Origin of the sequence: Tsukamurella sp. 8F (assembly GCF_029167375.1) — a bacterium.
Lineage (GTDB): Bacteria > Actinomycetota > Actinomycetes > Mycobacteriales > Mycobacteriaceae > Tsukamurella.
This window is the reverse complement of sequence record NZ_JARFTP010000004.1, coordinates 217,809-237,489: the sequence shown is the minus strand read 5'-3', so window position 1 is coordinate 237,489 and position 19,681 is coordinate 217,809. Positions and strand designations below refer to the sequence as shown.

Annotated in this window: 18 protein-coding genes and 2 tRNA genes; 3 read left to right on the top strand and 17 right to left on the bottom strand. The window is 69.7% G+C overall.

Translation table 11 applies throughout. The features are described 5' to 3' along the window. Positions 1-10: 10 nt before the first annotated feature. From P0W64_RS04975 to leuC, 3 genes are all read right to left on the bottom strand, one after another. Positions 11-745 (bottom strand): HU family DNA-binding protein, encoded by a 735-nt coding sequence (locus P0W64_RS04975; protein ID WP_275478958.1) that lies wholly within the window; start codon positions 743-745, stop codon positions 11-13. A 197-nt stretch (positions 746-942) separates the two neighbouring features. Then, the gene (gene leuD / locus P0W64_RS04970; RefSeq protein WP_275478957.1) at positions 943-1,539 is read right to left on the bottom strand and encodes a 3-isopropylmalate dehydratase small subunit; all 597 of its coding nucleotides are present in this window, start codon (positions 1,537-1,539) and stop codon (positions 943-945) included. 26 nt (positions 1,540-1,565) lie between these two features. Then, a complete protein-coding gene (leuC, locus tag P0W64_RS04965) occupies positions 1,566-2,984 on the bottom strand; it encodes a 3-isopropylmalate dehydratase large subunit (protein ID WP_275478956.1) in 1,419 nt (472 codons plus the stop codon). Between the two features lie 76 nt (positions 2,985-3,060). Between leuC and P0W64_RS04960 the strand changes: the two genes are divergently transcribed. Continuing rightward, positions 3,061-3,831, top strand: a complete 771-nt coding sequence (locus P0W64_RS04960; RefSeq protein ID WP_275478955.1) for an IclR family transcriptional regulator — start codon at positions 3,061-3,063, stop codon at positions 3,829-3,831. A 7-nt stretch (positions 3,832-3,838) separates the two neighbouring features. Here P0W64_RS04960 and P0W64_RS04955 read toward each other — a convergent pair whose 3' ends face one another. From P0W64_RS04955 to P0W64_RS04900, 12 genes are all read right to left on the bottom strand, one after another. Then, complete coding sequence (locus tag P0W64_RS04955) at positions 3,839-5,242, bottom strand: gluconate:H+ symporter (protein ID WP_275478954.1); 1,404 nt, start codon at positions 5,240-5,242, stop codon at positions 3,839-3,841. 146 nt (positions 5,243-5,388) lie between these two features. Further along, the gene (locus P0W64_RS04950) at positions 5,389-6,135 is read right to left on the bottom strand and encodes an anti-sigma factor (RefSeq protein ID WP_275478953.1); all 747 of its coding nucleotides are present in this window, start codon (positions 6,133-6,135) and stop codon (positions 5,389-5,391) included. Continuing rightward, positions 6,132-6,701: an ECF RNA polymerase sigma factor SigK gene (sigK, locus tag P0W64_RS04945; protein ID WP_275478952.1), complete on the bottom strand. Its 570-nt coding sequence runs from the start codon at positions 6,699-6,701 to the stop codon at positions 6,132-6,134. The genes P0W64_RS04950 and sigK overlap by 4 nt, the downstream gene beginning before the upstream one ends. An 84-nt stretch (positions 6,702-6,785) precedes the next feature. Next, on the bottom strand, positions 6,786-7,370 hold the full coding sequence (locus P0W64_RS04940) for a lipocalin family protein (protein WP_275478951.1): 585 nt from the start codon (positions 7,368-7,370) through the stop codon (positions 6,786-6,788). After that, positions 7,367-8,188, bottom strand: a complete 822-nt coding sequence (locus tag P0W64_RS04935; protein ID WP_275478950.1) for a DUF1295 domain-containing protein — start codon at positions 8,186-8,188, stop codon at positions 7,367-7,369. The genes P0W64_RS04940 and P0W64_RS04935 overlap by 4 nt, the downstream gene beginning before the upstream one ends. Beyond that, positions 8,185-9,486: a class I SAM-dependent methyltransferase gene (locus P0W64_RS04930; RefSeq protein WP_275478949.1), complete on the bottom strand. Its 1,302-nt coding sequence runs from the start codon at positions 9,484-9,486 to the stop codon at positions 8,185-8,187. The genes P0W64_RS04935 and P0W64_RS04930 overlap by 4 nt, the downstream gene beginning before the upstream one ends. Continuing rightward, a complete protein-coding gene (locus P0W64_RS04925) occupies positions 9,461-10,234 on the bottom strand; it encodes a DUF1365 family protein (protein WP_275478948.1) in 774 nt (257 codons plus the stop codon). The genes P0W64_RS04930 and P0W64_RS04925 overlap by 26 nt, the downstream gene beginning before the upstream one ends. Next, a complete protein-coding gene (locus P0W64_RS04920; protein ID WP_275478947.1) occupies positions 10,231-11,496 on the bottom strand; it encodes an FAD-dependent oxidoreductase in 1,266 nt (421 codons plus the stop codon). The genes P0W64_RS04925 and P0W64_RS04920 overlap by 4 nt, the downstream gene beginning before the upstream one ends. Positions 11,497-11,581: 85 nt before the next feature. After that, positions 11,582-11,657: transfer RNA gene (locus P0W64_RS04915), tRNA-Glu, on the bottom strand. Positions 11,658-11,772: 115 nt separating this feature from the next. Then, positions 11,773-11,844: transfer RNA gene (locus tag P0W64_RS04910), tRNA-Gln, on the bottom strand. Positions 11,845-11,956: 112 nt separating this feature from the next. Beyond that, positions 11,957-13,456, bottom strand: coding sequence for a glutamate--tRNA ligase (gene gltX / locus P0W64_RS04905; RefSeq protein ID WP_275478946.1), 1,500 nt, complete (start codon positions 13,454-13,456; stop codon positions 11,957-11,959). A gap of 26 nt (positions 13,457-13,482) precedes the next feature. Beyond that, positions 13,483-14,256, bottom strand: a complete 774-nt coding sequence (locus P0W64_RS04900; protein WP_275478945.1) for a fumarylacetoacetate hydrolase family protein — start codon at positions 14,254-14,256, stop codon at positions 13,483-13,485. 62 nt (positions 14,257-14,318) lie between these two features. On the opposite strand from P0W64_RS04900, the gene P0W64_RS04895 reads away from it, so the two are divergent. Continuing rightward, on the top strand, positions 14,319-15,506 hold the full coding sequence (locus P0W64_RS04895) for an MFS transporter (RefSeq protein ID WP_275478944.1): 1,188 nt from the start codon (positions 14,319-14,321) through the stop codon (positions 15,504-15,506). Positions 15,507-15,530: 24 nt separating this feature from the next. On the opposite strand, the gene P0W64_RS04890 is transcribed toward P0W64_RS04895, so the two are convergent. Next, complete coding sequence (locus tag P0W64_RS04890; protein WP_275478943.1) at positions 15,531-16,547, bottom strand: 3-isopropylmalate dehydrogenase; 1,017 nt, start codon at positions 16,545-16,547, stop codon at positions 15,531-15,533. Further along, a complete protein-coding gene (serA, locus tag P0W64_RS04885; RefSeq protein WP_275478942.1) occupies positions 16,544-18,130 on the bottom strand; it encodes a phosphoglycerate dehydrogenase in 1,587 nt (528 codons plus the stop codon). The genes P0W64_RS04890 and serA overlap by 4 nt, the downstream gene beginning before the upstream one ends. A 150-nt stretch (positions 18,131-18,280) precedes the next feature. On the opposite strand from serA, the gene P0W64_RS04880 reads away from it, so the two are divergent. After that, complete coding sequence (locus tag P0W64_RS04880; protein WP_275478941.1) at positions 18,281-19,657, top strand: HAMP domain-containing sensor histidine kinase; 1,377 nt, start codon at positions 18,281-18,283, stop codon at positions 19,655-19,657. Positions 19,658-19,681 lie beyond the last annotated feature (24 nt).

Sequence of the window (19,681 nt, the reverse complement as noted above, 5' to 3'; positions counted from 1 at the left end):
GGGGGTGTCTCTAGCGCTTACGCTTCGGAGCGGTGCGCTTCGCGGCCGTCTTCTTGGCCGGCGCCTTCTTGGCGGGGGCCTTCTTGGCGGCGGTCGTGGTCTTCTTAGCCGGGCTGGCCTTCTTCGCCGGCGCCTTCTTGGCTGCGGTCGTCCGGGTGGTCTTGGCCGGGGCCTTCTTGGCGGCCGTGGTCTTCTTCGCTGCGGCGGTGGTCTTCTTCGCAGCCGTGGTGGTCTTCTTCGCGGCCGTGGTGGTCTTCTTGGCCGGAGTGGCCTTCTTCGCTGCGGCGGTGGTCTTCTTCGCGGCCGTGGTGGTCTTCTTGGCCGGAGTGGCCTTCTTCGCTGCGGCGGTGGTCTTCTTCGCAGCCGTGGCCTTCTTGGCGGCAGTCGTCTTCTTCGCCGCCGCGGTCTTCTTCGCGGCGGCAGCGCCTGCACCGCGGCGGACCGCGGGGCCGTTGGCGGCGAGCCGGGACTTGCCTGCGATAACGGACTTGAACTGCGCGCCAGGGCGGAACGCGGGTACCGAGGTGGGCTTCACCTTCACGGTCTCGCCGGTGCGCGGGTTACGGGCCACACGGGCGGCACGCGAACGCTGCTCGAAGACGCCGAATCCGGTGATGGTGACGGACTCGCCCTTGTGCACGGCACGCACGATGGTGTCCACGATCGCCTCGACCGCAGCGCCCGCAGTCTTGCGGTCCGTGCTCAGCTTCTCGGTGAGCGCGTCGATCAGTTCTGCCTTGTTCATTGATGTCCTCCGAACGTTGGTGGCTCACCGCTGAGCCAGCTACTAGGGATACACGGTAAACGCAGAATTGCAAATAATCCAAGTACCGCCCCGTGTTTCGCCCTCCCGCGTCGCGCCGAAGGCCCCGTCCGCGGGGGGCGGACGGGGCCTTCGAAAGGGTTCGATCCCGGCTTGCAGGAGCCTGGATCCCGGCTCCTTCAGGAAACCTCGAGGGTCTCGGGTTTATATGCGGGCCTGTGCTTTTCGTACTCGGAGATGGCCTGGGCCTGCTGCAGTGTGAGGCCGATATCGTCGAGTCCCTCCATGAGCCGCCAGCGGGTGTAGTCGTCGATCTGGAAGGGCACCACCAGATCCCCGGCTGTGACGGTCTTATCGCCCAGTGAGACGGTCACTTCGAGTCCGGGCTCGTTCTCGAGGGCCTTCCAGAGCAACTCGACGTCCTGCTGATCGACGAGCGCGGCGACGAGACCGGCCTTGGCGGTGTTGCCGCGGAAGATGTCCGCGAACCGGGACGAGATGACTACGCGGAAGCCGTAGTCCATGAGCGCCCACACCGCGTGCTCGCGCGACGAGCCGGTTCCGAAATCGGGTCCGGCGACGAGCACGCTGCCGCGGTCGTAGGGCCGGGTGTTGAGGATGAAGGACGGGTCCGAGCGCCAGCCGGCGAACAGGCCGTCCTCGTAACCGGACTTGGTGACCCGCTTCAGGTAGACGGCGGGGATGATCTGGTCCGTGTCGACGTTGGTGCGGCGCAACGGGACGCCGATCCCTGTGAAGGTCTTGATCGCTTCCATGTCGGTACTCCTTGTTTCGACCGCGGCTATGCCGTGGCCGGTATCAGGTCGGACGGGGCGGACAGGGTTCCCCGAACCGCGGTCGCAGCGGCGACTGCGGGCGAGACCAGATGGGTGCGGCCTCCCTTGCCCTGGCGCCCTTCGAAGTTGCGATTCGACGTCGACGCGCAGCGCTCGCCTGGGGCGAGCTGGTCCGGGTTCATGCCCAGGCACATCGAGCACCCGGCCTGGCGCCAATCGGCGCCGGCGGCCGTGAACACCGCATCGAGCCCCTCATGCTCGGCCTGAGCACGGACCTTCATCGAGCCGGGCACGATGAGCATCCGGACACCGTCGGCGACGTGGCGCCCACGCAGGACCTCCGCGACCGTGCGCAGGTCCTCGATGCGGCCGTTGGTGCACGATCCCACGAAAACGGCGTCTACGCCGACCTCCTTGAGGGGCATGCCCGCTTGCAGGCCCATGTACTCGATGGCCTTGGCCGCCGTCTCCTTGTCGCCGTCACTGCCGAACGACTCCGGGTCCGGCACAGCGGAATCCAGGGGCGCACCTTGACCGGGATTGGTACCCCAGGTCACGAACGGGCTGAGGGCGGCACCATCGATGACCACCTCGGCGTCGAACTCCGCGCCCTCGTCGGTGCGGAGGGCGTCCCATGCGGCGACCGCCTCATCCCACTCCGCACCCTTGGGTGCATGCGGACGACCCTTCAGGTACTCGTAGGTGATCGCATCGGGCGCGATCATGCCGGCGCGCGCACCCGCCTCGATCGACATATTGCAGATGGTCATCCTCGATTCCATCGACAGCTTCTCGATCGCGCTGCCGCGGTACTCGAGGACGTAGCCCTGACCGCCGCCGGTGCCGATCTTCGCGATGACCGCGAGGATCAGGTCCTTGGCCGTGACACCGGGCGCCAGCTCGCCCTCAACGGTGATCGCCATCGTTTTGAAGGGCTTGAGAGACAGGGTCTGCGTGGCCATCACGTGTTCGACCTCGGACGTTCCGATGCCCATCGCGATCGCGCCGAACGCTCCGTGCGTCGAGGTGTGGCTGTCACCGCAGACGACGGTCATGCCCGGCTGCGTCAGGCCCAGCTGAGGACCGATCACATGCACGATGCCCTGCTCCGCATCGCCCATGGGGTGCAGGCGGATTCCGAACTCCTCACAGTTGCGCCGGAGCGTCTCCACCTGCAGGCGCGACGTCGCGTCCTTGATCGGCTGCAGCAGCGTGTCGGTCGGAACGTTGTGATCCTCGGTGGCGATCGTGAGATCGGGGCGGCGGACGGGCCGACCTGCCATACGCAGACCGTCGAACGCCTGCGGGCTGGTGACCTCGTGGACGAGGTGGAGATCGATGTAGATGAGGTCGGGTCGACCCTCTTCTCCACGGACCACGACGTGTTGATCCCACACCTTCTCTGCCATTGTGCGCGGTTTCATGTTCTCCACCTGGGCTGATGGTCACCCGGGGAAACCATGGCTGGCATCCCAACAGGTGAGACGTTAGTATCGGACTATGGGAAACGATACCGCACCGGGGACCCTCGACGAAAGCCTGCCCACCCCGGCCGCGGACCCGGCGGCCGCCACTGTGAGCGGGATCGGTGTGCTAGACAAGGCGGTAGCCGTGCTGCGAGCCGCAGCAGAGGAGCCCACGTCGCTGGGCGACCTGTGTGTGCGCACCGGACTTCCGCGTGCGACGGCACACCGCCTCGCGGTCGGACTCGAGGTGCACCGGCTACTCGCCCGCGACGCGGACGGCCTGTGGCGCCCCGGCGGCGCCCTGCGCGAACTCGCTTCCAGCACCACCGATTCGATGCTGGAGGCGGCTGGTGTGATTCTCCCGCGGCTGCGCGAGATCACGGGCGAGTCCGTGCAGCTGTACCGCCGTGAGGGAGACCACCGGGTGTGCATCGCCTCCGTCGAACCCCCTTCGGGCCTGCGCGACACGGTGCCCGTCGGGGCCCGTATGCCGCTCACCGCCGGCTCGGGTGCCAAGGTGCTGCTCGCGTGGGCCCCGGACCGGACGTCGCTCGGAAAGGACTCGGCGCGCGACGGGTTCAGCGAGCGCGCGCTCGCTGACGTGCGGCGCCGGGGATGGGCTCAGAGTGCCGGCGAGCGAGAGGCCGGGGTGGCGAGCGTGTCGGCGCCGGTGCGGGACTCGCGCGGCGATGTGGTCGCCGCCATATCCGTGTCAGGCCCCATCGACCGCATGGGCCGCCGCCCTGGGGCACGCTGGGCGGCCGACCTCCTGCAGGCGGCGGACGCGCTCCACCGGCGGCTCTGACGCCCGTTCAGACCACCAGCGAGAGCAGGAGTACGACACCGAGACCGACCACGGACACGACGCACTCCATCAACGACCACGACTTGAAGGTCTCGCCGATAGTGAGCGAGAAGTACTCCTTCACGAGCCAGAAGCCCGCGTCGTTGACGTGGGAGAGGAACACGGATCCCGCGCCGATGGCGAGCACCATGAGCGCCACATGCGTGGGGCTCAGGCCGGTGGCGAACTGTGCGGCGATACCCGATGCCGTGACTGTGGCGACGGTGGCCGAGCCCGTCGCCAGGCGGATGAAGACTGCGATCAGCCACGCCAGGACGAGTGGCGAGATCGCGGCCTCGGCCGCGTGTCTGCCGATGAGGCTCGCGATGCCGGTATCGACGATGGTCTGCTTGAAACCGCCGCCCGCGCCGACGATGAAGACTATCGACGCAACGGAGGCGAGTGCCCGCTCGACCGTCTTGGACGCTGCCGTCCGGTTGCCGACGTAGGGGCCGAGGAACAGGATCGCGATCATTGCAGTGATGCCGAGCGCCACCGTCGGGCTGCCCAGGAACGCCAGGATCCGGAAGCCGAGGGACTTCTGCGTCTCCTCGCCGACGAAGGCCTCCACCATCGCGTGCCCGAGCATGAGCACCACCGGCAGGAGCACGACGAGCATTGCGAGAGCGAAAGACGGCCTCCTGCTCGGCGTCTCGCCGACCGGACCCGAGCCCGAGCCGCCGCCCGCATCGTCGGGCAGGATCGAGAGGTCCGCGACCTTCGGCACCATGCGGACGATGACGAGCGCTAGCAGCGGTCCGCTGATGATCAGCACCGGGATCGCGACGAGCAGGCCCAGCGCCAGGGTGTCGCCGAGGTTCGCGTGCAGTTGGTCGATCGCCGCGAGCGGCCCGGGATGCGGCGGCACGAAGCCGTGCAGCGTCGAGAGGCCGGCGAGTGCGGGGATCGCGAGCAGCATGACGGGCTTGCGCGTCTTGGCTGCGATCATGAGCACGATCGGGATGAGCAGGACGACACCCACCTCGAAGAACAGCGGAATGCCGACGAGTGCCGCGATGAGGGCTACGGTCCACGGCAACATCCGATCGGACGTCTTGTCGAGCAGAGTGTCGACGATGCGTTGCGCGGCGCCCGACGCCATCAGGAAGCCGCCGGTGGTGGCACCGAACGCGATGAGCACGCCGGTGCTGCCGATGGTGCTACCGAGGCCGTCGGTGAAGGAGTCGACGCTCTTCTCGATCGGGATGCCGCCCGCGAGTGCCATGACGACCGAACCGATGAAGAGGCTGAAGAACGGGTGCAGCTTGGCCCAGACGATCAGGGCCACGACCACGACGATCGAGGCGGCGATGGAGACGATGAGCCTCGCATCCCCGGCCGTCGGCTCCCCTGCTGCGACAAGAATGTTCATGCTTCGGCGGTCCCCTCGTCCTCGCTACGCTATTCGGCGGGGCCGATGCTACGGGGGTTCCACGGCTCGCACAGCGGGAACATGCCCCGCACCGCAAGAACGCGGTCCGCACTGCGGGAACGCGGTCCGTCCCATGCCCGGACGGCTCAACGCACGATCGGCAGGGTGGCGACGATCCGGTCCCGCGTCGGGGCCTGCGCGCCCCCCGGTTGCTCGATGGTGATGCCGAAGGACGTCGCCCCGTCGATACCGGGAAGGGCCGCCGTGGTGGTGGGGCGCACGTCCGCCGCCGCCATGACACCGCGAGAGCGGGCCGCGCCGTTCGCATCCATGAGCCACATCTGATAGACCGTGCCCTCCTTCGGTGGAGGCACGTCGTTCATCAGGACCACAGCGGAGTTGTACCGCAGCGAGTAGACGAGGGAGATGGTCGCCTCGCCGACCCGGGCCTGAGCCGTCCGCGCATCGGGTGCCGCGAGAACGGCGTCGACGGCCGGCGCGGACGGTCCCGGCTGTTCCCCGCGCGTCGCATGTCCGAGGACGACTCCCCCTGCGACCGCCACGACCAGGACGGCCGCAGCGACGGCCGCCTGGAGGACACGGCGATAACGCGCCCGGCCCGAGCGCATCGGCGTCGCCGACTCGGATACCAGCCGCCCGACGACGACGTCGAACGTCCCGCTCGCGGGAAGCTCCGGGTAACCGCGCGCGTGCGCTGCCATCGTCTCGCGAACGTCCTGGACCACCGCGTCGAACCGATCGCGCGTGTCCGGCGTCGCCGCATTGCGTGCGGCGTCCACACCCGTGCGCTCCTGTGGGTCGAGGGCGTGCAGAGCGTAAGGCTCGGCGAATTCGAGGAGTTCGTCCGGCGGTACGCGGCGTGAATCGTTCACGATCGTGCTCCCGAGATGGAACCGAGGCATCGCCGCAGGCGGGCGATCGCGTCCCGGACCCTGGATCTCACCGTGGACAGCGGGGCGTCGAGCCGCTCGGCGACCTCACGGTAGGTGCGCCCTTGGTAATAGGTCAGGGTGAGCGCGTCCCGCTGGGCGGCACTCAGGGTATCGAGACAATCGGTCACGGCATCGGCGTCCGCTCGCCGCTCGCTCTCTTCGGCCACGGAATCGTAAGGGCGCTGCACATCTTCGGCGACGAATACGTTCTCGCGCACCCCGCGCGCACGTTCCGCCCGCACCCGGTCTACCGCGCGCCGGTGTGCGATCGTCACCAGCCATGCCTCGGCGGAGCCCCGCGTCGCGTCGAAGTCGGCGGCCTTGCGCCACACCTCGAGGTACACCTCCTGGGTGATCTCCTCGCCGTACCCCCGGTCGCCGATCACACGCAGTGCCGTCCCGAACACGAGATGCGCCGTCCGGTCGTAGAGTTCGCGGAACGCACCCACGTCGCCGGAGGCCACGCGGAGCAGCGCCTCGTCCGTGGCGGACCGGACACGGGTCATCGGCGGGCCCTCCTTAGTCCCGTCGAACACTACCGGCTGCAGGAGGATCCCGTGCTCGCGGCGGACGGTGCCGCTCCCCGGCGGTCACGGCAGCGCACACAGCGGCACGATGCGCTGCTGCCCGCCGGTGGTGGGAGAGGTCAGAATCGTGCACGGGTTGTAACCGAGCCGGCGCGCCGTGTCACGGAATCCCGCCCACTGCGCCGGCGATGCCGATGCGTTGCGGGACAGGACGAACGCACTCAGCCGTGCCGGGTCGCCCACGAAAGCCCACGAGTAGTCCGGGGCCAGCGCGGCGACCACGTAGTTCGTCCGCCCTGCGACGGCGTCCTGACCGGGAACACCGTCGAAGCGCACACTCAGTCGTCCGCTCGTGCGCGGATCGGTGACGGTGGCGGTGCCGGAGACCCGGTCGGTGGTGCCCGCCCAGGTGGTGCAGGTGTTCACCACAGAGATCCGCCGGGCGTCGATCACCCGGTAGGTCGCCACGGAGTCGCGCGCGCACTGCAGGTTGAAAGGAGCGGGAACCGCCGCGAGCTGGTGCCAGGAACCGACGTAGCGGGCCACGTCGACCTTCGGGACCGGGGCGAGCGGGGACGCGGCGGCGGGCGACGCACCGATGCTGGACAGGGCCAGCACTGCGCCGGTGATCAGGGTCGTGCGGTTCATCGGTGGTTCTCCTTCGTCGGGGGCTCGGGCGGTACGGATCGGCGCGGCGGCCGCGGAACGAAGAACGATGTCCGGGAGGCGTATTCGGACCATCCCGCGCGCGTGCACATGAACCGTTCGAGCAGACGCGCCCCAGTCGCGTATACGAGGAAGTAGGTCATCAGAGTCGGCGATAGTACCGTCAGGACGCCGGGCCAGGCGCTCGCTGCGATAACCCAGACACCCCACCAGGTACAGGCGTCACCGAAGTAGTTCGGATGCCGCGTCCACGCCCACAGGCCGCGGTCCATGATCTTCCCGCGGTTCGCGGGATCCGCCTTGAATGTGCGCAGTTGGCGATCGCCGCTCGCCTCGAAGGCGACACCCGCCACCGCCAGTGCAGCGCCGGCGGCGGCGACGAATACGCCTGATCCGGCACTGGGACCCGCAGCCGCCGAGACCTGAAGCGGCAGCGACACGAACCACTGGGCGGCTCCCTGGACGACGAAGATCCGGCACACCACCGCGCCGGTTCCGCCTCCGGCGCGCTCCAGCAGGTCGATGTAGCGCGGATCCTCCCCTCTACCTGCCGATTTCACCCACATGTGCCAGGACAGCCGCACTCCCCACACGGTGACGATCGCCGCGAGGAGCCATGCGCGCGCATCGGCGTGGCCCGTGACGACGGGCGACAGCCACGCCACGACGACGAACCCGATCCCCCAGGCGACGTCGACCACGTTGTACCGGCCGATCACACGACCCACGCAGAACGTGACGCCCTGAACGACCGCGAGGGCGACGAGCGCGCAGCCGCTGACGGCGAGTAGGCCGCTCATCGATCATCTCCGGCCGTGAGCAGGATCTGCTGGACATCGAGGTACCCCGAACGGAAACCGGCCTCGCTGTATGCGAGATAGAACTCCCACAGACGGCGGAACCGCGGCGAGTCCGCCGGCGGTGGCAGGGAATCGGCCACGGCCAGGAACGTCTCGCGCCAGATCCGGAGGGTCTCGGCGTAGTGCGGACCGAACCGGTGTCGCTTCCGCACGGAGAGGCCCGCCGTGCGTGCAGCCTCAGTGATCGCCTCGGTGGAGGGCAGCATGCCGCCGGGGAAGACGTACTTCTGGATCCAGGTGTAGGTGTGGAGCGTGGCGAGCATCCGGTCGTGCGGCATCGTGATCGCCTGCAGCGCGATCCTGCCGCCCGGAGCGCACAGGCGCGCCAGAGCGGCGAAGTACTCCTCCCAGTGCGCCGCACCGACCGCCTCGATCATCTCGACGGAGACCACCGCGTCGTAGCGCCCCGCCACGTTCCGATAGTCGAGTAGGTCGATCGTCACGGCGTGCGACAGACCGGCTTCGGCGATGCGCCTGCGCGCGAGGTCCCGCTGCTCGACCGACAGAGTCACCGAGCGCACCACGGCGCCTCGTTGTGCCGCACGCCGGCACAGCTCCCCCCACCCGGTCCCGATCTCGAGCACGCGGGTCCCGGGCCCGACGGCCGCGGCGTCGAGCAGGCGGTCGATCTTCGCGCGTTGAGCGGCGGCGAGCGCGCCTGGACGCGGCCGACCCGGCGCAGGGGCGCGCGTCACGCCCCGGTCCACGTCCGGCAGTGCCGTCGCGGAGAACAACGCGCCCGAGTAGGTGAGTGTCTCGTCCAGGAAACCCGCGAACAACTCGTTCGACAGATCGTAGTGGTGAGAGACGTTGGCCTGCACATGTTCCGGCGTGCCGCTCTCGGTACTCGGTCTGGCCGCCGCTGTCAGCGGCCGCAGCCTCTGGATCCACCCCGGCACCAGCGTCGGCATGTGCGCGGCCAGTGCCGTCAGGGCTGCGGCCGGGTCGGGCGAGTCCCACTCTCCGTTCACGAACGCCTCGCCGAAACCGATGAGGCGGTCAGTGCCGATCCGCCGCGCGACCGCGTCGGCGCCGTGCACGATGATCGCGGGCCCGGTTGGCAGGGGTGCGCACGATTCCACCAGTGCGACGCCGCTGCGGGCGGCCGCCCGGGCCGCGAGGACACGCACCGCCCATCCCAGAACGCGGGCACGCAAGCCCGCAGGCACCGGCTCGTCGGGTACGGGGAAGCTGGTGGCAGCGGTGCCGGCGTCAGCGCTCACGAGGCCCCCGTCCATTCGTCGTCGACGCGGACGCAGAGGTACGCGGATACGACCGCACGCGCGGCACGATCGGAAGCCCTGCGAGGCGAAGACGAATGCCCTGCAGCCGGATCCGGAGAGCGACGACGATCGGTGCCAGGGGCGCGCGCGCCTGCGCAAGGACGACTCGGGCGGGTGTCGCGCGCCGCCGGGTGCCCCGCCACACTGCGACGAAGGGGGCCTGGCCCGGACGGTCGAGGACGACGTCGACGTCGATCCGCTCGTCGGGCTCCGGCATCCTCAGCCGATAGGTCCCCTCGACGGGGTTGAACGGCGAGACGTAGAAGACCTTGTCGACGGTGACACCCGTGACCGCCGCCGCGTCCAGGACGTATGCGTGCCGACCCCCGTAGGTGTTGTGCACCTCGGCGACGACGACCCGCACCTCGCCGGCCCGGTCGTGACACCAGAATATCGACAGGGGGTCGAACACGTACCCGAGACAGCGCGCCCCCAACAGCGCTGTGACTGCGCCTCCCGGCGGCGCGATCCCCCGCGCGTTCAGCACCGCGTCGACGCGCGACCGGAGCGTGTCGGCGCCGTCGGGCGCGGCCCACAGGTGATCCGCCGCGCGGAAGCCGACCAGCGGGCGCAACCACAAGGGGAACCTCGGCTGCTGGTCGACGTCGATGAACCAGCTGGCGCTCCTGTACGCGAACGCATGGTGCACCGGCGACCGGCGGACGTGGCCGATCTCCGTGTAGTACAGGCACGGCGCGGTCACGATCCGCTCCCGCGGAGATGCGCCGCCGCGCGCAGGCCGGATGCCGCACCGTCCTCGTGGAAGCCCCAACCGTGATATGCGCCGGCGAATGCGATTGCGGGCGTGTTCAGTTCGCCCAGCCGACCCACGGCCGACACCGACCTCGTGGTGAACGCGGGGTGTTCGTAGTCCAGCTCGGCGATGATGCTGTCGGCTGCGACGAGACCGGCGCCGCCGAGGGTCACCAGTACCCGCCTGCCAGCGCTCGGCAGGCCCATGAGCCGGGTGAGATCATAGGTCACCGCCGCTCTGCCGTCGATGCCGGAGGCCAGATAGTTCCATGCGCCGCAGGCGTTCTCGTGCCGCGGCAGAAGCGACGTGTCGGTGTGCAGCAGGCCGGGATTCGGCGTGTAGCCGATGGCGCCGAGGACGGCTCGCTCGGCATCGGTCGGCCGGTCGAGCAGGGCCAGTGCCTGGTGCGGGTGGACGGCGACGACGGCACCGTCGAAGGCGTCGACGCGTCCGGCACCGTCGGTTACGCGCACGCCCCCGTCGCCCCGGCTCAGGCGACGCACCGCGACGCCGGTGCGGACGTCGGCGACGCCGGCGGCGATCCGCTCGACGTAGCGCACGGACCCGCCGATCACGGTGCGCCACCGCGGTGAGCCGCCCACGGACAGCATCCCGTGGTTGTCGAGGAACCGGAACAGGTAACGGGCCGGATAGGATCCGACCTCGTCGGGTGGACACGACCAGACCGCGGCCACCAGGGGTCGCAGGAATCCGTACAGCAGCCGGTCGCTGAAGCGCTCGCGCCGGACGAAGCCGTCGAGGGTGGTCTCCTCGTCGGTAGTGGAGTACAGGTGACGCCGGGCGGCGCGGTGGAATCGCGGTACCTCCGCGAGCAGCCGCACGTGCTGGAGGTCGGCCGCATGCCGGGCCGTCGGGAACAGACCGCGGATCCCCCTCCCTCCCGCGAACTCGACACCGCGGGAGTCGTCGCGGATCGACATCGACATCTCGGTCTCGCGCGTCTCGACGCCCAACTCGCCGAACAGGCGCGACAGGACCGGGTAGGTGCGCTCGTTGTGGACGATGAATCCCGAGTCGACGGACACCGTCCGCCCGATACCGACATCCACGTTGTGGGTGTGGGCATGTCCCCCGAGGCGGCGGTCGCGCTCGTACAGCGTCACCTGTGAGTGTCTGCTCAGCGCGTGTGCGGCCACCAGACCGGACACACCGCTGCCCACCACCGCGAACCGTCTTCCGTCAGTCCCCATACCCGTGATTCGGAGCCGGGGGACGACGTGACGGAAAAGATTCGAAGACGACTCGAGCCCGGCATTCGTATGCCGGGCTCGGGAGTGGTACCCCCGATGGGATTCGAACCCACGCTACCGCCGTGAGAGGGCGGCGTCCTAGGCCGCTAGACGACGGGGGCCTAAAACTCTGCTTCGCTTGTCTTGCTCTGCGCCGCAGTGCATTTGAAGCTTAGCGGATGCTCTCCGTGTTTCCAAATCACCATTTCGGGCGAATCGGAGCGATGGAGATCATCGCTGGCCTACCAGGACTCGAACCTAGAATGGCTGAACCAGAATCAGCTGTGTTGCCAATTACACCATAGGCCACCGGCTCTCCACGCAGCCCCGCGCCAGGGCGGGAACCTCGTTTTGAGCCGCGATCCAGCTTACCCACCGACGTCGGATCTACAAAATCAGCAGGTCAGGTCTGCGCCCGCCCCTACGCCGCCTCCTCCGGCACCAGGTCGCGGGCCGCGCGCAGGCGGGCCAGCGACCGCTCGCGCCCGAGTAGCTCGAGGGACTCGAAGAGCGGCGGGCTGATCGCAGCGCCCGTCGCCCCGACGCGCACCGGCCCGTAGGCCTTACGCGGCTTGAGGTCCAGGCCGTCGATGAGCGCGACCTTCAGCGCGTCCTCGATCACCGGAGTGGTCCACTCCCCCACGCCCTCCAGCGCGGCGACCGTGGCGTCCAGGACCGGACCGGCGTCCGCCTTGATGTTCTTCCTGGCCGCGGCCTCGTCGACCGTGAACTCGTCCTCAGGCACGTAGAGGAACCGCAGCAGACCCCAGGCATCCCCGAGCACCTGCACGCGGGTCTGGACGAGATCGGCTGCGATGGCCCAGGCGGCGTCACCGTCGGCCTCCAGACGCTCCTCGGTCACGAGACCCCGCCCGATCAGATAGGACCGCAGGCGCGCGGCGAAGTCCTCCGGCGCTAGCGCGCGGATGTGCTCGGCATTGATGGCGTCGGCCTTCTTCTGATCGAAGCGCGCAGGGTTGGAGTTGACCCGCCCGACGTCGAAGGCCTCGACCATCTCCCCGAGGCTGAAGACGTCGCGATCCGGGCCGAGGCCCCAGCCCAGCAGCGCCAGATAGTTGAGTAGGCCCTCGGGCAGGAAGCCGCGGTCGCGGTGGTGGAAGAGATTGGACTCGGGGTCGCGCTTGGACAGCTTCTTGTTGCCCTCACCCATCACGAACGGCAGGTGCCCGAACTCCGGCGTGAACTCCGCCACGCCGATCCGCTGGAGCGCCTCGTACAGCGCGATCTGGCGCGGGGTAGAGCTCAACAGGTCCTCGCCGCGCAGGACATGCGTGATCTTCATCAGCGCGTCGTCGGTGGGATTGACGAGGGTGTAGAGCGGCGCACCGTTGGCGCGCGTCAGCGCGTAGTCCGGGATCGAACCCGATTTGAACGTGGTCTCGCCGCGGACCAGGTCGGTCCAGGTGATGTCCCGGTCGGGCATGCGCAGCCGGATCACGGGGCTGCGGCCCTCCGCCCTGTACGCGGCGACCTGCTCGTCGGTGAGGTCCCGGTCGAAGTTGTCGTAGCCCAGCTTGGGGTCGCGGCCGGCCGCGCGATGGCGCGCCTCGACCTCCTCGGGCGTCGAGTACGCCTCGTACGCCTCTCCCGCCTCCACGAGGCGCCGGACCACGTCGAGGTGCTGCTCACGCCGCTCGGACTGCCGGTACGGCGCGTACGGGCCGCCGACCTCGGGGCCTTCGTCCCAGTCCAGCCCGAGCCAGCGCAGGGAGTCCAGGATCGCGTCATAGCTCTCCTGCGAGTCCCGCGCGGCGTCCGTGTCCTCGATGCGGAACACGAACGTCCCGCCTGTGTGGCGGGCCTGCGCGAAGTTGAACAGCGCGGTGCGCACCATCCCGACGTGTGGGGTCCCGGTGGGCGACGGGCAGAAGCGGACGCGGACTGCGTTGGGCGAACTCACCCGTCACAGGGTAGTCGGCTCGGTGCCTAGCGGTCCTGCACCGGGTTGGTGAGGGTGCCGATGCCCTCGACGGTCACGGAGACGAGCTGCCCGTCCGCCATGGGCCCGACACCCTCGGGCGTGCCGGTGAGGATGACGTCGCCGGGGAGCAGCGTCATCACCGCGGAGATCCACTCGACGATCCTGCCCACGTCGTGCAGCATCGACGACGTGCGGCTGTCCTGCTTCACGGCACCGTCGAGCTCGGTAGTGAGGCGCAGGTCCTTGGGGTCCAGCTCGGTCTCGATCCATGGTCCGAGCGGGCAGAACGAGTCGTAGCCCTTGCCACGCGTCCACTGGCCGTCGTGGCGCTGCTGATCCCGGGCGGTCACATCGTTGCCCACGGTATACCCGAGGATCACGTCGGATGCCTTCTCCGCCTTGACATCACGGCACGGTTGACCGATTACGACCGCGAGCTCGCCCTCGTAGTCGACGCGGGAGGAGCTGCGCGGCAGCTTGATCGGCGCCTGGGGACCGATGATGGACGTGTTGGGCTTGATGAAGATGACCGGGTCCTCGGGCGCCTCGCCACCCATCTCGGCCGCGTGATCGGCGTAGTTCTTGCCGATGCACACCACCTTGCTGGCGAGGATCGGGGCGAGCAGGCGGACATCGTCGAGAGCCCAGCTGCGGCCCGTGTACTGCGGGCTGCCGAAGGGATGCTCGGCGATCTCCTTGACCCGGGCACCGTCGCCGGGATCCCCGTCGATGGAAGCGAACGCGACACCGTCCGCACTGGCGATTCGGGCTAGACGCATGGCGCCGAGCCTACCGCCGCCGCACCGAGCCTAGATCCTTCGATCCTCTAAAGTGCGTACCGATGACCACTGCGACCGAGATCTCCACCGCCCGCCGCTGGCTCATGCTGGTGGTGTCGATGACCGCGGCGATCACCACGACGACGGCGGTCAACTGCGCGGGCTTCCTCATCCCACAACTGCACCGCGAGGGGCTCTCGCTCGAGGCCGCGGGCCTGTTCGCGGGTGCGGCGCCGGCGGGGCTGCTGCTCACCACCATCGCGTGGGGCGCCGCGATCGACCGGTACGGGGAGCGCCGCGTCCTACTGCTCAGCCTGTCGGCGGCCACCATCGCGCAGGCGGCGACCCTCCTGCTGCTGGCGACCCATGCACCGCTGTGGGCGACCGCGGTCGGGCTCTTCCTCGGGTCGGCGGCCGCCGCCAGCGGCAACGGGGCCAGCGGCCGGATCGTCGTCGGCTGGTTCCCCGTCGAGCGCCGCGGCACCGCGATGGGGATCCGCCAGATGTCACAGCCGCTGGGTATCGCAGTCCTGTCCGTGACGATGCCGGTTCTGGCGCACCGGTTCTCGCTCGCGGCGGCGATGACGGTGCCGCTGATCGTGTCGGCCGCGGCGGTGATCCTCGTGGCCGCCTTCATCATCGACCCCGCACGCCCGACTCCACCGTCGGGCGAGAGACCCCCGAATCCCTACCGCACGAGCCGCTTCCTCCCCCGAATCCACGCCTCGAGCCTGCTGTTGCAGTTGCCGCAGTCGGCGCTATGGACGTACGGGATCACCTGGCTCATCGTCGGATTGCACTGGGACCCGGCCACCGCCGGAATCGTGGTGTCGGCGAGCCAGGTCTGCGGAGCGCTCGGCCGCATAGCGTCGGGCACCCTTTCGGACCGCGTCGGCTCGCGTACGGCCCCGATCCGGTGGATCGCAGTGGCCGCCGCCGTCTCCATGGGAGCACTGGCGTGCCTCGCGTCCACCGGATCGTTCTGGACCGTGGCGGTCTTCATAGTGGCGTCGACCGTGACCGTCGCCGACAACGGCCTCGCGTTCACCGCCGTCGCCGAGCAGGCCGGACCGTTCTACTCCGGACGGGCGCTCGGGATCCAGAACACCGGTCAGTTCGCGGTCTCCACCGCGTCGTCGCCGGTGATCGGATACCTCATCGGCGCAGCGGGATTCGGGTGGGCGTTCGCCGCTGTCGCCCTCGCACCGCTGTTCGCGCTCCCGGTGATCCCGCGGGACCGCAGCGAGTGATCGGTCCCCGTGCGCCGCGAAGGGTCAGACGAGTGCGGCGGCGATCCGGTCGCCCACCTCGGTGGTGCGGATCGGAACGTCACCCCGCGATGCGAGGTCGGCCGCGACGGCGTCCTCGATCCGCTTCGCCCCGTCCTCGTTTCCGAGGTGACGCAACAGCATCGCGCCCGACAGGATCGCCGCGGTCGGATCCGCGATCCCCCGTCCGACGATGTCCGGCGCGCTGCCGTGCACGGGCTCGAACATCGACGGGTTCGTCCGGGTCGCGTCGATATTGCCCGACGCGGCGAGGCCGATACCACCCGAGATCGCGCCGGCCTCGTCCGTGATGATGTCGCCGAACAGGTTGTCCGTGACGATCACGTCGAACCGCGACGGGTCGGTGACCAGGTAGATGGTCGCCGCATCGATGTGGCTGTATTCCACTGCGACGCCGGGGAACTCGGCCCCCACCTCGTCCACGGTGCGCTGCCACAGCCCACCCCCGTGCACCAGCACGTTGGTCTTGTGCACGAGCGTCAGCTTCTTGCGCCGGGTCGCCGCGAGCTCGAATGCGAAACGCACGACGCGCTCCGCGCCGAAGCGCGTGTTCACCGACGTCTCGTTGGCGACCTCCTGCGGGGTGCCGACGCGGATCGCGCCGCCGTTACCCGTGTAGGCGCCCTCGGTGCCCTCGCGGACCACGACGAAGTCGATCTCACCGGGGTCGCGCAGCGGGGACGTGACTCCCGGGAACAGTTTGGACGGCCGCAGGTTCACGTGGTGGTCCAGCGCGAACCGCATCTTCAGCAGCAGGCCCCGCTCCAGCACACCCGGCGGCACCTTCCGCGGGTCACCGATCGCGCCGAGCAGGATCGCGTCGTGTTCGCGCAGGGACGCGAGGTCCTCGTCGGTGAGCAGCTCACCGTTGCGCTCGTAGCGCCGCGCACCGAGGTCGTACTCCGTGGTCTCGATGTCCCCCGCGACGGCCCGCAGCACCTTCAATGCCTCGGCCACGACCTCCGGGCCGATGCCGTCGCCGCCGATGACGGCGAGCTTCACGAGAGGTCCACCTGCACCAGCGTGGTGGCTGCGACAGCCTCGCCGATCGCGACCTGGACGTCTTCGGGGACGGGCTTGCTGACGCGCAGTAACACCGTTGCACCCGAACCCTCGACGTCCTGGCTCAGCGCGGCCGCCGCGATGTCGATGCCGGCGTCGCCGAGCAGGGTGCCGATGAGTCCCAGCGAACCCGGCTTGTCGCCGTACGACACCAGCAGGTTGAGGCCCTCGGCGCGCAGGTCGAAGTTGCGGCCGTTGATGTTGGTGATCTTCTCCACGCGCTGCAGACCCGACAGCGTGCCGGACACGTTGGCGACGGTCCCGTCGCCGTACACGGCGCGGACGTCGACCAGGCTGCGGTGGTTGGGGCTCTCCGGCAGCTTCTCGAGCTCGACCGTGACGCCCCGCTCCTCGGCGAGGGCCGGGGCGTTGACGAAGGTGACCGGGTCCTCGATCACGGCCGAGAAGAGGCCGCGCAGGGCCGACAGCTGCAGGACGTCGGCGTCCTCGGCCGCCAGCTCGCCGCGCACGGTGACACCCAGCTTGTCGGGCAGTTGCTCGGGTAGTGCGCCGAGCAGCACACCGAGCTTGCGAGTGAGCTCGAGCCACGGCGCGACCTCGTCGTCGACGGATCCGCCCTTGACGTTGACGGCGTCCGGCACGAACTCGCCGGCCAGCGCCAGCTTGACGCTCTTCGCGACATCGGTGCCGGCGCGGTCCTGGGCCTCCGACGTGGACGCACCCAGGTGCGGCGTGACGACGACCTGCGGCAGCTCGAACAACGGGCTGTCGGTGCAGGGCTCGGTCTCGTATACGTCGAGGCCGGCACCGAAGACGTGGCCCGACGTGATGGCGTCGGCGAGCGCCTGCTCGTCGATCAGCCCGCCGCGGGCCGCGTTGACGATGATGACGCCCTTCTTGGTCCGCGCCAGTTGCTCGCGGCCGATGAGGCCCTTGGTCTCAGGAGTCTTGGGCAGGTGCACCGTGATGAGGTCGGCGCGTTCGAGCAACTCGTCCAGGCTCAGCAGCTCTATGCCGAGCTGCGCGGCGCGGGCCGGGCTGACGTAGGGGTCGTATGCGACGATCTTGGTCTCGAACGCGGCGAGGCGCTGCGCCACGAGCTGACCGATGCGTCCCATTCCGACGACGCCGACCGTCTTGCCGAGGATCTCGACGCCGTTGAACGAGCTCCGCTTCCACGTGTGCTCGCGCAGCGTCTTGTCGGCGGCGGGGATCTGGCGGGCGGTGGCGAGCATGAGCGCGACGGCGTGCTCGGCCGCGGTGTGGATGTTCGAGGTCGGGGCGTTGACCACGAGGACGCCGCGCTCAGTGGCGGCGGGCACGTCCACGTTGTCCAGGCCCACGCCGGCACGGGCGACGATCTTCAGCTTCGTGGCCGCGGCGAGCACCTCGGCGTCGACCGTGGTCGCGGAGCGCACCAGGAGCGCATCCGCCTCGGGAACGGCCGCGAGCAGCGCGGCGCGGTCGGGCCCGTCGACCCACTTGACCTCGACGCCGTCACCGAGCGCCTCCACGGTCGAAGGGGCGAGCTTGTCGGCGATCAGTACGACTGGGAGAGTCAACTATCTGCTCCTGTTGTGCGCGGCGCGGGCGGGGCCCGATTGCGGGCTCAGTCTAATCGCGGCCCGCGGGCGGGTTTCCCCTGGCCCGGGGGTCGCACACCGACCCTGTGCGATGTATCACACCATCGGCGCCCTGCGTAGTCTGGCGCAATGAGACGCATCCCCGCCCCGGGGCGCTGGCCGCTGCGGGTGCAGTCCGCGGTGGCGGCGGCGCTCGTCGTCGGGCTGGCACTGCTGGTCGGCGGCTCCGCACTGCTGTGGCTGCTGCGCGGCTCCCTCACCAACGGCATCGACGCAGCCGCGACGGCGCGTGCCGGCGACGTCGCCGACCAGCTGACGCGTAATCACGTCGCATCGCTGACGGCCGAGGAGTTCGCCGCAGACGGGCAGATCACCGTCGTGCAGGTGCTCGATCCCCGATGGCAGGTGTTGCGGTCGACGCTGCGGTCGTGGTCCACCCCCGTGGTCGACCGCGACGACGTCGATTCGGAGAAGCGCCGTTCCGTGACCGGCGTCGAGTCCGCGCGCCCCGGCGTGGACCTGCGCGTCGCGACGATTCGCACGCACGGCCCCGACGGCGAGGTGACGGTGGTCGCAGGAGCCAGCCGTGAGCCGGTCGAGGCCGCCGAGCACGCCGTCGCCGGGCTACTCGCGCTGGGTGGGCCGGTCATCGTCATCATCGCGGCGGGCGCTACCTACCTCCTGGTGGGCCGGTCGCTCCGATCCGTCGAGGCCATCCGGTCACAGGTCGCCGAGCTCGAGGCTTCCGACCTGTCGCAGCGGGTACCCGTGCCGCGTACCGGTGACGAGGTGGATCGCCTGGCAACCACCATGAACGCGATGCTGGCCCGGCTCGAGGATGCGCAGATCGCGCAGCGTCGGTTCGTCGGGGACGCCTCCCACGAGTTGCGGAGCCCGCTGGCCACCCTCACGGCCGCACTGGATCTCGCCCGCGACCGGCCCGAGACACTGGATCGCCGGATGCTCACCGACACGCTGCTGCCCGAGACGGACAGAATGGGCCGCCTGGTGCGGGACATGCTCACCCTGGCGCGCGCCGACGAGCACAGCCTCGTGCCGCGCGCGGCGGACGTGGACCTGGACGACCTCGCGCTCGACGCCGCGCGCGCCGTGCAGGTACGCGGCACCGCCGTCGGGACCGGCGCCGTAGAACCGGCGCGCGTCCTCGGCGACGCCGAGCAACTCGGTCGGGTCGTGCGCAACCTCGTGGACAACGCTGCGGCGCACGCGGGTTCGCGGGTCACCGTGGCGAGCGGGGTCGCCGGCTCGCTGGCATGGCTGCGGGTGGACGACGACGGCCCGGGGGTCCCCGCAGGCGACCGCGAGCGGGTGTTCCAGCGATTCGTCCGCCTGGAGGCCGACCGGTCCCGGTCCAGCGGCGGCACCGGACTGGGGCTCGCCATCGCCGCCGAGATCGTCGCCGCCCACGAGGGCACTGTGCGCGTTGAGGATTCGCCCCTCGGTGGAGCGCGCTTCGTCGTCGAACTACCCGCCGCGCCGGAATAGGCCGTCTCCCGTACCGCCCGAGCA

Bases quoted from the DNA above. Each gene is read 5' to 3' on its own strand.
- P0W64_RS04975 (WP_275478958.1), bottom strand. From the start codon at position 745: ATGAACAAGGCAGAACTGATCGACGCGCTCACCGAGAAGCTGAGCACG.
- leuD (WP_275478957.1), bottom strand. From the start codon at position 1,539: ATGGAAGCGATCAAGACCTTCACAGGGATCGGCGTCCCGTTGCGCCGC.
- leuC (WP_275478956.1), bottom strand. From the start codon at position 2,984: ATGAAACCGCGCACAATGGCAGAGAAGGTGTGGGATCAACACGTCGTG.
- P0W64_RS04960 (WP_275478955.1), top strand. From the start codon at position 3,061: ATGGGAAACGATACCGCACCGGGGACCCTCGACGAAAGCCTGCCCACC.
- P0W64_RS04955 (WP_275478954.1), bottom strand. From the start codon at position 5,242: ATGAACATTCTTGTCGCAGCAGGGGAGCCGACGGCCGGGGATGCGAGG.
- sigK (WP_275478952.1), bottom strand. From the start codon at position 6,701: ATGACCCGTGTCCGGTCCGCCACGGACGAGGCGCTGCTCCGCGTGGCC.
- P0W64_RS04940 (WP_275478951.1), bottom strand. From the start codon at position 7,370: ATGAACCGCACGACCCTGATCACCGGCGCAGTGCTGGCCCTGTCCAGC.
- P0W64_RS04935 (WP_275478950.1), bottom strand. From the start codon at position 8,188: ATGAGCGGCCTACTCGCCGTCAGCGGCTGCGCGCTCGTCGCCCTCGCG.
- P0W64_RS04930 (WP_275478949.1), bottom strand. From the start codon at position 9,486: ATGGACGGGGGCCTCGTGAGCGCTGACGCCGGCACCGCTGCCACCAGC.
- P0W64_RS04920 (WP_275478947.1), bottom strand. From the start codon at position 11,496: ATGGGGACTGACGGAAGACGGTTCGCGGTGGTGGGCAGCGGTGTGTCC.
- P0W64_RS04900 (WP_275478945.1), bottom strand. From the start codon at position 14,256: ATGCGTCTAGCCCGAATCGCCAGTGCGGACGGTGTCGCGTTCGCTTCC.
- P0W64_RS04895 (WP_275478944.1), top strand. From the start codon at position 14,319: ATGACCACTGCGACCGAGATCTCCACCGCCCGCCGCTGGCTCATGCTG.
- P0W64_RS04880 (WP_275478941.1), top strand. From the start codon at position 18,281: ATGAGACGCATCCCCGCCCCGGGGCGCTGGCCGCTGCGGGTGCAGTCC.